General features: G+C 46.3%; 12 protein-coding genes. 11 read left to right on the plus strand and 1 reads right to left on the minus strand.

The window, feature by feature from the left end; all coding sequences use genetic code 11:
• The first annotated feature begins 217 nt into the window (after positions 1 to 217).
• The 7 genes from DESLBE_RS24740 (at position 218) to DESLBE_RS24770 (ending at position 7,334) form a co-directional block, all read left to right on the plus strand.
• Positions 218 to 1,252, plus strand: coding sequence for an acyltransferase family protein (locus tag DESLBE_RS24740; protein WP_015944698.1), 1,035 nt, complete (start codon positions 218 to 220; stop codon positions 1,250 to 1,252).
• Between the two features lie 43 nt (positions 1,253 to 1,295).
• A complete protein-coding gene (locus tag DESLBE_RS24745) occupies positions 1,296 to 2,054 on the plus strand; it encodes an ABC transporter permease (RefSeq protein ID WP_005810699.1) in 759 nt (252 codons plus the stop codon).
• Positions 2,055 to 2,067: 13 nt separating this feature from the next.
• Positions 2,068 to 2,787 (plus strand): ABC transporter ATP-binding protein, encoded by a 720-nt coding sequence (locus DESLBE_RS24750; RefSeq protein ID WP_015944697.1) that lies wholly within the window; start codon positions 2,068 to 2,070, stop codon positions 2,785 to 2,787.
• 27 nt (positions 2,788 to 2,814) lie between these two features.
• Positions 2,815 to 3,816: an NrtA/SsuA/CpmA family ABC transporter substrate-binding protein gene (locus DESLBE_RS24755; protein ID WP_005810703.1), complete on the plus strand. Its 1,002-nt coding sequence runs from the start codon at positions 2,815 to 2,817 to the stop codon at positions 3,814 to 3,816.
• A gap of 142 nt (positions 3,817 to 3,958) precedes the next feature.
• Positions 3,959 to 4,144, plus strand: coding sequence for a hypothetical protein (locus DESLBE_RS24760; protein WP_015944696.1), 186 nt, complete (start codon positions 3,959 to 3,961; stop codon positions 4,142 to 4,144).
• 257 nt (positions 4,145 to 4,401) lie between these two features.
• Positions 4,402 to 5,463, plus strand: a complete 1,062-nt coding sequence (locus DESLBE_RS24765) for a cytochrome c3 family protein (RefSeq protein WP_005810707.1) — start codon at positions 4,402 to 4,404, stop codon at positions 5,461 to 5,463.
• Positions 5,464 to 5,702: 239 nt separating this feature from the next.
• Positions 5,703 to 7,334 (plus strand): long-chain fatty acid--CoA ligase, encoded by a 1,632-nt coding sequence (locus DESLBE_RS24770; RefSeq protein WP_144678718.1) that lies wholly within the window; start codon positions 5,703 to 5,705, stop codon positions 7,332 to 7,334.
• A 147-nt stretch (positions 7,335 to 7,481) separates the two neighbouring features.
• On the opposite strand, the gene DESLBE_RS24775 is transcribed toward DESLBE_RS24770, so the two are convergent.
• Positions 7,482 to 7,700, minus strand: coding sequence for an alpha/beta-type small acid-soluble spore protein (locus DESLBE_RS24775; protein WP_005810711.1), 219 nt, complete (start codon positions 7,698 to 7,700; stop codon positions 7,482 to 7,484).
• Between the two features lie 336 nt (positions 7,701 to 8,036).
• Between DESLBE_RS24775 and hypF the strand changes: the two genes are divergently transcribed.
• From hypF to hypE, 4 genes are read left to right on the plus strand one after another with little or no spacing between them, the layout of a single operon-like run.
• Positions 8,037 to 10,313 (plus strand): carbamoyltransferase HypF, encoded by a 2,277-nt coding sequence (gene hypF / locus DESLBE_RS24780; protein WP_144678460.1) that lies wholly within the window; start codon positions 8,037 to 8,039, stop codon positions 10,311 to 10,313.
• Positions 10,313 to 10,534, plus strand: coding sequence for a HypC/HybG/HupF family hydrogenase formation chaperone (locus DESLBE_RS24785; protein WP_144678461.1), 222 nt, complete (start codon positions 10,313 to 10,315; stop codon positions 10,532 to 10,534). Before hypF ends, DESLBE_RS24785 begins: the two co-directional genes overlap by 1 nt.
• Positions 10,521 to 11,624, plus strand: coding sequence for a hydrogenase formation protein HypD (gene hypD, locus DESLBE_RS24790; protein WP_144678462.1), 1,104 nt, complete (start codon positions 10,521 to 10,523; stop codon positions 11,622 to 11,624). Before DESLBE_RS24785 ends, hypD begins: the two co-directional genes overlap by 14 nt.
• Positions 11,625 to 12,617, plus strand: a complete 993-nt coding sequence (gene hypE, locus DESLBE_RS24795; RefSeq protein WP_144678463.1) for a hydrogenase expression/formation protein HypE — start codon at positions 11,625 to 11,627, stop codon at positions 12,615 to 12,617.
• The last annotated feature ends 76 nt before the right edge of the window (positions 12,618 to 12,693 follow it).

A 12,693-nucleotide genomic window follows, 5' to 3' on the forward strand; every position in this document is an offset into this window, starting at 1 on the left:
CTCAGGGTCCTGGGAAAGTAAGTCGTTGCCAGGTAAGTAGAGTGAAGAGACCGTCTGTAGTAGATGGTCTTTTTGCTTTGGTTCAAATGGTGCACCGGTGCACCATTTGGATTCTCATGGGTGGGGGAGTTAGCTTTTTTCCTTGCGGAAAAACAAGGTGTGTGTAAGAGGCTTTGGGGTCGAGATTTCTACATGAGATGTATTGGAGATGAAAGGCATGACAGCTGGAGCCGGTTCGAATTCCTTAGTGAAAAGAGTTTTATGGATTGATATTCTGAAAGGGTTAGGTATTATTGCCGTAGTGCTTGGTCACTCAGGTTATCAAAATGGCTATTTTATGTTTTTCTTTCACATGCCTTTGTTTGTTTTTGCAAGTGGCTATTTGTACAAAAAGAATTCCAATATGTCATGGTGGGAAGCTTCAAAAAGAAAATTTAAGCATCTGATGGTTCCCTATATTGCTTATATGTTGCTTATAACGCTGATTATGTGCAGCTATAATCTAGTCGCTGGTGCGCCTCTTCTTAAGGCATTAAGTCTGGATTGGAAGAGCCTGATCCTGGGTGGCAGCTTGCTCAATGGTGCTTATGGTGTGTTTTGGTTTGTGACATTTTTATTTACCGTCCAAATTCTATATGACTTTTTACAGCGCAAAGTGAAATCTTCCTGGTTCTTAGGGTTAATTATTATAGCCTTCTATGGAATAGCTCATTGGGAATCGACAAATTACCAACACATCTTTGTACCAGGGAATGTGGACGTTGCTCTATTTGGAATCATCTTCTACGCTTTGGGGCATTTATTTCATGAAAAGGATTGGCTCAATAAAGAAGGGGTAGGCCGATTATTGTTGCTCGGAGCGATAGCCTATCTGGCAGTCTTTTTCTATTTGTATGCTGAAGGTATGATTCGCTTTGGCTTAGATTTAAAGCATCGCCAGTATTACTTTTTGGGCACGGTTATCCTAACCCCTTTAACCTGTACAATAATCGTTGCATTTTTAAGCAAGCTGCTTAGCCGCATTAAGGTGATCCGCACAATGTTGGAGTTTTTAGGGAAGGCCACCATGGAGATAATGTATCTCCATATTATGACCGGAATCATCATCAGTAAGTTTATCCCCTTGCCATGGTATTTATTTTTATTGGCGGGGCTGATCTTTCCCAGTGTCTGGTATTATAGTTTACTGAAGCTCAAGGAGTTGAAAAATATCCGCAGCCACACTCGTTACCTTGCAAAAGAAAAAATCTAAAATATAATTAGAGGTGCTATAATAAACTAGAAGTGGTGTAATAATGAACGAGCGGATCATTCGAAAAATTCATGGTTTGGTTTTTCCTGCCTTACTGATTATACTATGGCAAGGCGTTAGTTATTTTGGCTGGGTTAACCCCTACCTTTTGCCTTCACCGGGTGATATTATAGGGGCATTTACGGAACTTTTATTCACAGGGGAGATTTTTACCCATATCAAATCTAGCCTTTTCAGACTGGGAGTGGGGATGGCAATTACCATAGGGCTTGCCGTTCCCCTCGGTTTGTTCATTGGACTTTTTAGCCGGGCGCAGAAGTTTATCACTCCCACCTTAGCATTCTTGCAGCAAATCCCCACGATTGCCTGGATTCCTGTCTTTATTCTTTGGCTGGGCATTGGCGAGGCAATGAAGATTGCGCTGATGGTCTACGCAGCGTTTTTTCCTGTCTTTATTAACACATTATTTGGCATTCAATCCGTAGATCAGAAATTAAAAGAGGTGGCCCAGGCTTTCAGTTTAGGTTACCAGGCAAGGATTACTCATGTTTATCTCCCTTCGGCAGCGCCCCATTTTTTTGTGGGCATACGCTTAGGCTTCAGCAACTGTTGGCGGGCCCTGGTAGCTGCCGAAATTATTGCTTCTTCAAAGGGATTAGGCTATCTGTTGATGGAGGGTAGAAATCTAGCCCAGGCGGAGTTAATTTTTGTTTCGATTTTTATCATCGGCAGCCTTGGTGCATTGATTGACTACGGGATTAAGTACCTTGAACAAAGAGCATTACCTTGGCATAAGGCATGACAAAGGAGAAAGAATGAGGCCGCTTTTAGAGATTGACGGGGTAAGGAAAGAGTTTATCACCCCCAGAACGAATACAACTGCCTTAGCAAAAGTATATATGACTGTAGCAGGGGGGGAGTTTATATGTCTGGTTGGGCCCAGCGGTTGTGGAAAAACAACCTTGCTGCGCCTTATAGCAGGCTTAGAGCTGCCCACAGCCGGCACAGTGTCCATCCTGGGAAAGAAAGTGCTGGGGCCTAGCCGCCAATGTGGAATGGTTTTTCAAGAACCGCGACTTTTCCCTTGGCTCACAGTGGCAGATAATATTGGGGTGGGGGTAAAGGGAAGACTTTCAGTTTCCGATTTGCAACAGGCAGTGGATTATCAGCTTGAGCTCATCGGCTTAACTGACTTTGCCCAGGTTTATCCCCATGAATTATCCGGTGGTATGGCCCAAAGGGTAGCTATCGCACGGGCCTTGGCCATTGATCCGGAGCTCCTCCTTTTGGATGAACCCTTTTCAGCATTGGATGCTCTTACCCGTAGACGCATGCAGGATGAGATTTTGCAGCTTTGGCGAGCTACCGGCAAAACCATGATCATGGTGACTCATGACATCGATGAAGCCATTAATCTCGGACAGCGGGTCTTAGTGTTTTCCCCTTCCCCCGGTCGAATCACTCACGTCTTTGATGTGGAAAAAGAGAAGCGGGTGGAGATTAAACGAGAGATCATGAGTTGCTTAACACTATAATAAAAGGCAAAGAAAGAAGGACTACCATTGCTAAAAAGAAAAACCCCATTCATTTATCTACTATGCCTGTTTCTGCTTTTGCTGGGAACACAGGGCTGCAGCACAGTAAAGCAGGGTCAACCGGAAGAAAAGAAGCCTCAGGCATTGACTCAGCTTAACGCATCCTACTCCACACGGCCCATTAACGTTCCTGCTATCGTTGCCCTCGACCAACATAATTTTGAAAAAGATTTTCAAGGGGAGGGTATCGATTTTAAATGGACTGAGATTGCAGCGGGGCCGGCACAGCTTGAAGCCCTGGCTTCCAAGAGTATCGATATAAGCACCTCTATGAATTATGTGTCCGCTTTGCTGGCCAAAGCCAATGGTAACGATATCAAGGTCGTTGCCGGGTATTCACAATTTCCTAAAGGGATCGCTATCGTTGCTCAAACTGAGCTTAATGTCAAAACATTAGCTGATCTGAAGGGTAAGAAAATCGCCCTGCAAAAGGGAACCATGCTCCATGAGTTCTTAATTAAGGCCCTGAAAAAAGAGAACTTAAGTCCCGGGGATGTGGAAATGGTAGCGATGGAATCTGTAGATGCAGCTCCTGCCTTGATGGGCGGACAAATTGATGCGGCTATTTTACCTGACCCCCTTCTGACGAAAGTGGTCAGTTCCGGAAAAGGGACTTTAGTTCTGAATGCGGAAGGGCTGATAACCGGTCAAACCTTTATCGTAGCGAGAGCAGACTTTGCCCTGGAGCATCCCGAAGCCGTCAAACGCTTTATTCAACTCCATGAGGAAAGTATTCACTGGGCCGAGCAGAACAAAGAGCAGTTTTACAGTGTTGCCGGTGAACAACTGAAGCTGGAGCCTAAAGCAGTGGCGGCACTTTACCCGAAATTTATGTTTTCCACGGAAATTAATTCGGAAATGATTCATGAGCTTAAACTATCGGCACAGTTTCTGCAAGAGAATGGGTTTATCAAGTCTACAATAAACACGGATCAATTGGTGGATGATCTGGTGGGGACGAGCCATTGAGAGATATTAATCAACCGCTGACCCCCGATTTTGAACAGGATACGGTCTATATTGTGCCATTTGCAGAAATATTCTTATTATTTAAAAAGATTTGGTGTACAATATAACCAAGAAGAGAGAGAAAAAGGGGAGTGACACACTGATGAAGGTTTATGTTGTGAAATGTATGGATACCAACTTTGTCAGCTCAATAGATAAGATTTTTCTTAATAAGCAGGAAGCAGAAAGATATGCTGCCCTCCAAACGAAGAAATACGACTTTGTGACCTTCATGGTCACTGAATACCAGGTATTCAGTGATGGGAGTCAATGCAGCTTGGCAGTTTAACTCCATAGGGGTGTAAAGCATCATTTAGGATGAAAATGGTACAGGATAAGCAGGTTGCCTGGTATTTAACAGGTCGCCTGCTTTATTTGCGTTTAATATAAATAGATAGTTATTAGAGACTAAGAGAGCGGTTTAAAGCTCTCTTTACTTTTTATGAAAACGTGTTTATTCGTTAGGAAAAATGAACAAACTAAGCAATGTCAAGCACAATCTGTGAATGCAAAAGGGAAAAGGTTAAAAAAAAGGAGGAAGGTATCTTGAAATCCAGGAAAAAAATATTACTCGGATTACTGGTGCTCGCACTGGCTGTTACAGTGCTTATAGGCTGTAATAACCAAAAACCTGGCCCAGGGACAGCTGTTACACCGCCGCCAACGGATCAACAGCCTGTCGCCCAATATGTGGGCAGCGATAGCTGCAAAACCTGCCACGCTGAATATCATACTAATTTTGAGAAATCCCACCATGCCGTGGCCTTTAAGCCCCTATCGGATTATCCCTTAAGCCAGCCAGCAGGTGAAATCAAGCTTTTTGATGCTAAGGCTACGGATAAGACAGGGAACCTTGACTTGGCCAATAAGGACCAAGTTTATGGAGTAATGATGGATCACTACGTTGTTGCTAAGGCGCCTGAGGGTTTCACAGATAAGGTATATCGTGTCGCAGCCCTTGAAAAGTCGGGAGATAAATATGTGGTCAAACCTGCGAAAGAAGCAGATATTGATAAAGACGGCAAACCCGACTATACAGCAGAGAGCTATACATGCGGCAGTTGTCATTCACCAGGCATCGAACACAATTCAAAAGACTATGGCGTATCTTGTGAATCCTGTCATGGCCCGGGAGGAAACCATGTTACTGCTGCCAATAAAGCAGGGACAATGGATCCTAAAACGGCGGTTAACGCCTGTAATTCCTGTCACGAAAGCAACCCGAGCAAGAACGACAAAGGAGTATGGACAGCCAATACTCACTACGGAACACGGAACTATTTTGCCAGCAAGCATGGACAAAGCGCTTCCATGAACTGTCTGACATGTCATGATTCTCATAAACCCAATGCCAGCGGTTTACTTTTAAAAGCAGACAAAGCGCAGGATATCTGTGCCAAGTGTCATGAGGGGAAATCCTTTGATCTTGAGAAGATGATGTGGAAGAACCCAACCGATGCACGAGGGCACTTTACTAAAGATCATAGCTTTGGCGCTCTTCCCTACGATAAATTAGGGGATGATAAAAAGACACCTGAGATTGAGATTACCAATCAGGAAGCCATCGATTTGATCACCAAACTACTTCCAGAGGCCGCTAAAAAATAAATAAACGTTAAACTATTTGGCAATCCAGACTCCCTTGAAGTAGCAAGAGGATTTCTTACTACGATCAGGGGAGTTTTTCTTTAACCGTTCGCAAGTTGAATATGACATTTTAACAGAGATTCAAAGCAGCTGAGGGATAATTCATTGTTTAGTTTGAAAATTCATAATATTATGATAAGACATAGGTTGACATACTTGGGAGTTCTGGCGGAGTGAGAATAATCGAAGGAGTGGGGATTATGAACGATCCGGTCTGGTATAATTGTTATGAAGAAGGGGTGCCTAAACGTATCGAGATCGAGAACATATCGCTATACGAAATGTTCGAGCGCAGCGCCAAAAACTTTGGCCAGCGGCCGGCTATAGTTTTTGGCGGCAAGACCTGGACTTATACGGACATGGAGCGGGATATCGATCGTTTGGCTAAGGCGTTAATCAGACTTGGTGTCAAGCCTAAGGACCGAATTTCTATCAATATGCCCAACTCTGCGACGTGGATGATTAGTTTCTTTGCCATCATGAAAGTTGGTGCTATTGTAGTTCAGACCAACCCACTCTATGTCGAAGGCGAGCTAAAAGCACTTATGAATGACTCCGGTGCGATAGGTATGATTACTGTTGCACCTCTCTACCCGAGAGTTCAGGGAATCCGTCAAGAAACATCGCTTAAGTGGGTTCTTGTAGAAGGCCTAAAGGCCATGGGCCTGGATGAAGGAGAAGGAACTTGTGACTTCCACGGTTGCCTCAATGATGACTCCGAGGTTGAGTGGTCCAAGCCGGTTATCGATCCCCAGACAGATATTGCCGTGTTGCAATATACCGGAGGAACCACTGGCACCTCAAAGGGCGCCATGCTTTCCCACGGCAATCTTTATGCTAACGCTTACCAGATTTGGGAGTGGATTAAAGGCTCACCAGGACAAGAGAAATCCTTATGCGTCATTCCCCTGTTTCATATCTACGCCTTATCCGTCTGTATGAATACCTCAATTTTTGGGGGAAGTGCCGTGATTCCCGTTCCCAAATTCGATGCGGATCTTATCCTAAAACTTATTAATGATGAGAAGCCCACCCTTTATCCAGGAACTCCAACCATGTATGTGGCGTTGATTAACCATCCCAAGCTTAAAGAGCATGATGTTTCCTCCATCAGGGCATGTGTCAGTGGCTCGGCTCCTTTGCCTGTGGAAGTCGCACTGCGCTTTGGAGAGTTGACCGGTGGGAAGCTTGTGGAGGGCTATGGGTTATCTGAGGCCTCGCCTGTGACTCATATTAATCCTTTCCCCAGTGCCCGCGTAGGTTCCATCGGCACACCTGTCTCCAATACCCAAGCCAAGATTGTGGATATAGAGCTGGGAGATAAAGAGCTTCCTGTAGGGGAAGTCGGAGAACTGGCTGTTAAAGGTCCCCAGGTCATGCTGGGGTACTGGCAAAGAGAAAATGAGACCAGAGCGGTGCTGCGGGGCGGATGGTTGTATACCGGTGATCTGGCCCGCATGGATGAAGATGGGTACTTTTATGTTGTCGATAGAAAAAAAGATATGATTATTACCGGTGGCTATAATGTTTATCCCCGTGAAATTGAAGAAGCATTATATGCTCATCCTGCCGTCAGAGAAGCGATATGTGCAGGAGTTCCGGATTCATACTGGGGAGAGAAAGTAAAGGCTTATGTAGTGCTGAGAGAAGAGCAGCAAGTCACAGAGGAGGAGCTTCTTAGTTTCTTGAAGAAAGAATTAGCCTCCTATAAAGTGCCGAAGCAAATTGAAATCAGGGATAATCTGCCTAAGACAGCCGTTGGTAAGGTACTGAGGAGATTTTTAGTTGAGGAAGAAAAACAAAAACTGGAAGAACATGCACAGGAAGCTTAAAGCGCCCTGTGGAATTTTGACAGGTTAAGGAAAAGAAGCGAGTGACAACTCGCTTCTTTTCCTTGTAAGTGCTCTCCTAAAGAGTCACTTCATTTGCAAGGGGAACATGATGGCCGTCATGCTCTCCTTCCAATATTTAATTCGTCATTAATCCTTAATGTCGGCCCCTTTACCCATTTGCTCTTCGGCAAATGCCACCATTTTTTTGACCATATTGCCGCCGATTTGTCCGACTTCCCGGGTGGTCATGTTTTCAAAACCTCTTTCCTGGATGTCGTCGTCTAAATGGAGTTCCTCAGCAACTTCCCATTTAAGTTGATCCAACTTGTTTTCGGATTCAGGAACCATTGGCGTTTTATTGCTCATGTGACCTGCCTCCTTTTTTATAGAACATTGGGAAATTCTCAAGGGTCATTATTAAAGTAACCAAATTGAAGAATTCTATACATAACAAAAAAAGAGCCCAACGCGTTGCTGGGCATAGAGCAGAGGGGTTAGATTGAGGAGGAGTGAAATGAGAAGGTAACTAATGTACCACACAAAATTAGATTGATGTGCATTTCACAATTAGATTGTAACCCATTTCGCAAGCCTTGGCTAGCCCTTTTTAAAATTTCCGAATATTAAAATTATTTACTTAATACCTCATTCGAGTGTAGAATGTATTTACATGATTAGGCCGGGCAGAAAGCGGGTAAATTTATGACGACAGCTTATTTTATACATCTCAATGGCATCGTTCAAGGTGTAGGCTTTAGACCCTATGTCTACCGTTTAGCTCATGAAATGGGAATTAAAGGGTGGGTGAACAATTCCAGCCATGGAGTTTATATTCATGCTGAAGGTTTACAGGTTCCGGTTTTCTATAGGCGTTTGCTTCAAGAGGTGCCCCCGTTAGCCAAGATTACTCATGAAGAATACCGAGAAGTAGCATTTGGCAATTATGCAGATTTTGCAATTCTGCAAAGTCGGGAGGAAGGGCAAGCCGATGTGCTCATTTCTCCGGATATAGCTACCTGTGGAGATTGTCTGGCTGAGCTCAGGGATGTGCAGGATTTGCGTTATCGATATCCTTTTATCAACTGCACCAATTGCGGGCCCCGTTACACGATTATTCAAGATGTACCCTATGACCGGGCCCAGACGACGATGCAGTCCTTCCCCATGTGCCCTGTCTGCGCTCAGGAGTATGCAGATCCCCTGAACCGGCGCTTTCATGCTCAGCCTGTAGCTTGCTCTCAATGTGGTCCTGCGGTTCAGCTTTTGAATGCTCAAGGTGATTTCTGCGCAGGTCTGGGCATTGAACAGATAGCCCGGGGAGAAATTATAGCTATCAAAGGGTTAGGCGGATTTCATTTAGTTTGTGATGGAGGAAATCCGACAGCTGTTCAACGCTTACGCCGGCGCAAAGAAAGAGGAGCTAAGCCTTTTGCTTTAATGGCCCGCAATCTTGAGGTCATTCGCAGATATCTTAAAGTCTCTTTAAAAGAGGAAGAGCTATTAAAGAGTTCAGCAGCTCCTATCGTCATCTTAGAAAGAAAAAAGGAAAGCGGGAATGTTCTTCCTGACGAACTGGCCCCAGGGCTTCACACCCTGGGAGTGATGCTCCCTTATACTCCCCTCCATGCCCTGCTTTTCGATGGAGCCTTTGATTTTTTGGTGATGACCAGTGGGAATCTCAGTGGCCGTCCTTTGATTTATACTAATGAAGAGGCTGTCCGGGAGCTTAAAGGGATCGCCGACTATTTTCTCCTTCATAACCGGGATATTTTTCATCCCTGTGATGATTCTGTGGTTCAAGTCATTGGAGATGAGGCCGTCTTGCACCGGCGGGCCCGTGGTTATGTTCCACTCCCTCAGAAATGTCCCCAGGATTTGAAGGCTTCAATCTTAGGGGTAGGGGGAGAATTAAAAAATGCCTTTTGTCTGGGGGCCAAAGACAGAGCCTTTACCAGCCAATATATCGGAGATATGGAAGGGTACGAGAATTTTCAGCGTTTTCGTCAGGAGCTCGCTTCCTTCCAAAAAGTAGTGCAAATTGTACCTGAAGTGGTAGCTTATGATGCCCACCCCGATTTCCAGACCACACAGTTTGCCTTGGCAGGCCCCTGGCCGCAGAAAATAAAAGTACAGCATCACCACGCCCATTTAGTGAGTGTCTTGGGAGAGCATGGCATCACAGCCCCTGCCTTAGGTGTGATTTGCGATGGGACAGGCTGGGGTGAGGATCGGAGAATCTGGGGATTTGAGTTTTTGAAGGGAAATGCTGAAGGATACCGGCGTTTGGCTCATTTAGAATATCTGCCCTTACCTGGAGGAGATACCGGGGCTAAACATCCCTTGCGGATTGCCTATGCTTATGGCAAAACCCTGCTCTCTGAGCAGGAGTGGCTGGTGACGGAAAGATTATGGGAAAGGCTTGCTGCGGCTGAACGGAAGATTCTCGATCAACAGCTGGAGAAAAGGCTTCAGATCTTTGAGACATCCAGTGGAGGCAGGCTATTCGATGCGGTGAGCGCTTTGCTGGGTATCTGTACAAGCGTTACCTATGAAGGGCAGGCCGCTATCGAATTAGAGAGTAAGGCTGCACTGTGGTCCGGCAAAAACAGTGAAGATGCGCTTGAGCCACGCTACCTTATCGAGTGGGCTGAGAATGGGGAATGCTTAATCTTAAAGGTGAAGGAATTCTATTGGGGTATTATTCAGGATGTACTTGACGGGAAAGAGCCCGCTTTTATAGCTTATCATTTTCACGATTCTCTGGCTCACGGGATTGTCCGGACGGTGCTTGAGCTTCAGGTTGGTGAAGGCCCCCTTGTTCTGACGGGTGGGGTCTTCCAGAATAAGCTTTTAACGGAAAAGGTATTGGTACTATGTAAAGCTTTCGGGATCCAAGTCATCCGTGCCAAGGAGTTGCCGCCGGGTGATGGGGGATTAGCCTTAGGTCAAATATTGATAGGGAATGAGAGGTGCTCATAATGTGTATAGCTATTCCTGCCCTGGTGGTATCCGTGGATGAAATGATGGCCAAAGTTGATATGATGGGCAATGAACGTATCGTCGGGATCCATCTGGTACCAGATGTGCAGGTGGGGGATTATGTTTTGGTTCACGCCGGGTTTGCTATTGAAATCGTTGACCCTCAGTATGCTAAAGAGACAGAAGAATTACTGATAGAGGAAGCGAATGCACGTGAATAATTATAATTCAAAGCAATCGGTTAAAGAAGTGGCGGCGGGCTATCTAAATGAAATTCGAGAATTAGCGGCAGCCCCCTATACGGTTATGGAGGTATGTGGAACTCATACTGTGGCTATTGCCAAGAATGCCTTGCGGGATTTGCTGCCGGCTCAGATTCGCTTGGTCTCCGGTCCGGGGTGCCCTGTATGTGTTACAGACAGCAGCGATATTGATCAGTTTCTCTATCTGGCTGCTCAGCCTCATGTCATTACCGCAACCTTTGGCGATATGATTCGGGTGCCCGGCTCGCAAAAGAGTCTGCAGATGCTGCGTGGGGAAGGGGCGGATATCCGCATTGTTTACTCCACACTGGACGCCTTGGACCTGGCCCGGAAGAACCCTGACAAAGAAGTGGTCTTTCTCGGCGTGGGCTTTGAGACCACGGTTCCCACGGTGTGTGTAAGCATTGAACAGGCCCAAAAGGAAGATATCAGGAATTACAGTATTTTATCCATGCATAAGCTTGTGCCTCCTGTGCTGCGCGCCTTAGCAGAGGATCCGGAGACGGAAGTGGATGGGTTTCTGGATCCCGGTCATGCCTGCGCTATTATTGGCAGCGAAGCCTTGGCCTTTATGGCTGAGGATTACGCCATGCCCGGAGTGGTTACTGGTTTTGAAGCTCTGGATATCCTGGAGGGGTTGGTCATGCTGCTCCGGCAAAGAGACCAAGGCCGTGCGGAGATAGAAATACAATATGATAAGATCGTGAAACCGGAAGGCAATCGGGTAGCTCAGGCTCTCATCCATAAGATCTTTGAACCGGTTGATGCAGCATTTCGGGGACTCGGTATCATTCCTCTGGGAGGGTTGGGGGTCCGTAAAGAATATGAGGATTGGGATGCTGCGAAAAAATTCGCGCTCCCGGAGTTTGAGACCGTAGAAATTCCCGGCTGCCGCTGTGGGAACGTTCTAAAGGGGCAGATTACTCCACCTGAGTGTCCATTATTTGCCCGTAAGTGTACCCCCTTGTCTCCTGTGGGACCTTGCATGGTTTCCTCAGAAGGGTCTTGTGCAGCTTATTACCGATATGCGCAAAGGAGTGGGATATAAATGGAGCGAATTATTATGGCACATGGCAGCGGGGGACGCTTAAGCCATCAATTGGTCCAGGAGATTTTCCAGAAACATCTGAGCAACGATTTCCTTAATCAGATGAATGATGCCACCTGCCTGCCCGGAAGTGAAAAACTGGCCGTAACCACGGATTCCTTTGTGGTTTCCCCGATTTTTTTCCGAGGGGGCGATATCGGCAAGTTAGCAGTTTGCGGCACTATCAATGACTTGGCCGTAGCGGGGGCTCAGCCCCGCTACCTTTCCCTGGCAGTGATCCTGGAAGAAGGATTTCCCATCGGCGATCTCGAAAGAATTGTCATGAGCATTGCCGAGACATCCCGTCAGGCCGGTGCAGCCATCGTCTGCGGGGATACTAAGGTCGTAGAGCGGGGCAGTGCGGATAAAATTTTCATCAATACTACGGGGATAGGGATGATTCAAGAGCGGTTGGTAGGACCTCACTGTATCAAACCGGGGGATTATGTCCTGATCAGCGGTACCCTTGGTGATCATGGGATTTCCATTCTTGCCGATCGGGAGGGGTTGGAATTTGAGACCCCTGTCATCAGTGATTGTGCGCCTTTAAATCATCTTATCGACAGCTTCTATATGCCGGGAGTGCATTGCATGCGTGACCCTACCCGGGGGGGTGTCGGTACAACTTTGAATGAGCTGGCCCGTCAGGCCCAGGTCAGCATCCTTCTTGAAGAAGAAAAACTACCCCTCAACCCTGGAGTTGCGGGAGCTTGTGGAATGCTGGGATTGGATCCTCTCTACCTTGCCAATGAAGGGAAAGTTCTGGTGATCGTTTCACCGGAAGCTGTGGAAAGAGTCTTAACTCAGATGAGAGCTCATCCTCTTGGCAAAGAGGCCGCAGTTATCGGCAGGGTTGAAGAAGCCGATCCGGGACTTGTCCTGCTGGAGACTCCCCTGGGAGGAAAACGCATCGTAGGAATGCTGGAAGGTGAGCATCTGCCAAGGATTTGCTGAATCAAGGGTGAATCAAGGGGACAGGTACCATTTTTCAGGAAGAAATCGCGCCTTGGGGAAAGAGAATATTGATATA

It is taken from the genome of Desulfitobacterium sp. LBE, from assembly GCF_007830365.1.
In the GTDB taxonomy this organism is placed as follows: Bacteria; Bacillota; Desulfitobacteriia; order Desulfitobacteriales; family Desulfitobacteriaceae; genus Desulfitobacterium; species Desulfitobacterium hafniense.

Excerpts from the sequence above, each read along its gene's own strand:
- DESLBE_RS24740 (WP_015944698.1), top strand. The coding sequence starts at position 218 with ATGACAGCTGGAGCCGGTTCGAATTCCTTAGTGAAAAGAGTTTTATGG.
- DESLBE_RS24745 (WP_005810699.1), top strand. The coding sequence starts at position 1,296 with ATGAACGAGCGGATCATTCGAAAAATTCATGGTTTGGTTTTTCCTGCC.
- DESLBE_RS24750 (WP_015944697.1), top strand. The coding sequence starts at position 2,068 with ATGAGGCCGCTTTTAGAGATTGACGGGGTAAGGAAAGAGTTTATCACC.
- DESLBE_RS24760 (WP_015944696.1), top strand. The coding sequence starts at position 3,959 with ATGAAGGTTTATGTTGTGAAATGTATGGATACCAACTTTGTCAGCTCA.
- DESLBE_RS24770 (WP_144678718.1), top strand. The coding sequence starts at position 5,703 with ATGAACGATCCGGTCTGGTATAATTGTTATGAAGAAGGGGTGCCTAAA.
- DESLBE_RS24775 (WP_005810711.1), bottom strand. The coding sequence starts at position 7,700 with ATGAGCAATAAAACGCCAATGGTTCCTGAATCCGAAAACAAGTTGGAT.
- hypF (WP_144678460.1), top strand. The coding sequence starts at position 8,037 with ATGACGACAGCTTATTTTATACATCTCAATGGCATCGTTCAAGGTGTA.
- DESLBE_RS24785 (WP_144678461.1), top strand. The coding sequence starts at position 10,313 with ATGTGTATAGCTATTCCTGCCCTGGTGGTATCCGTGGATGAAATGATG.
- hypD (WP_144678462.1), top strand. The coding sequence starts at position 10,521 with ATGCACGTGAATAATTATAATTCAAAGCAATCGGTTAAAGAAGTGGCG.
- hypE (WP_144678463.1), top strand. The coding sequence starts at position 11,625 with ATGGAGCGAATTATTATGGCACATGGCAGCGGGGGACGCTTAAGCCAT.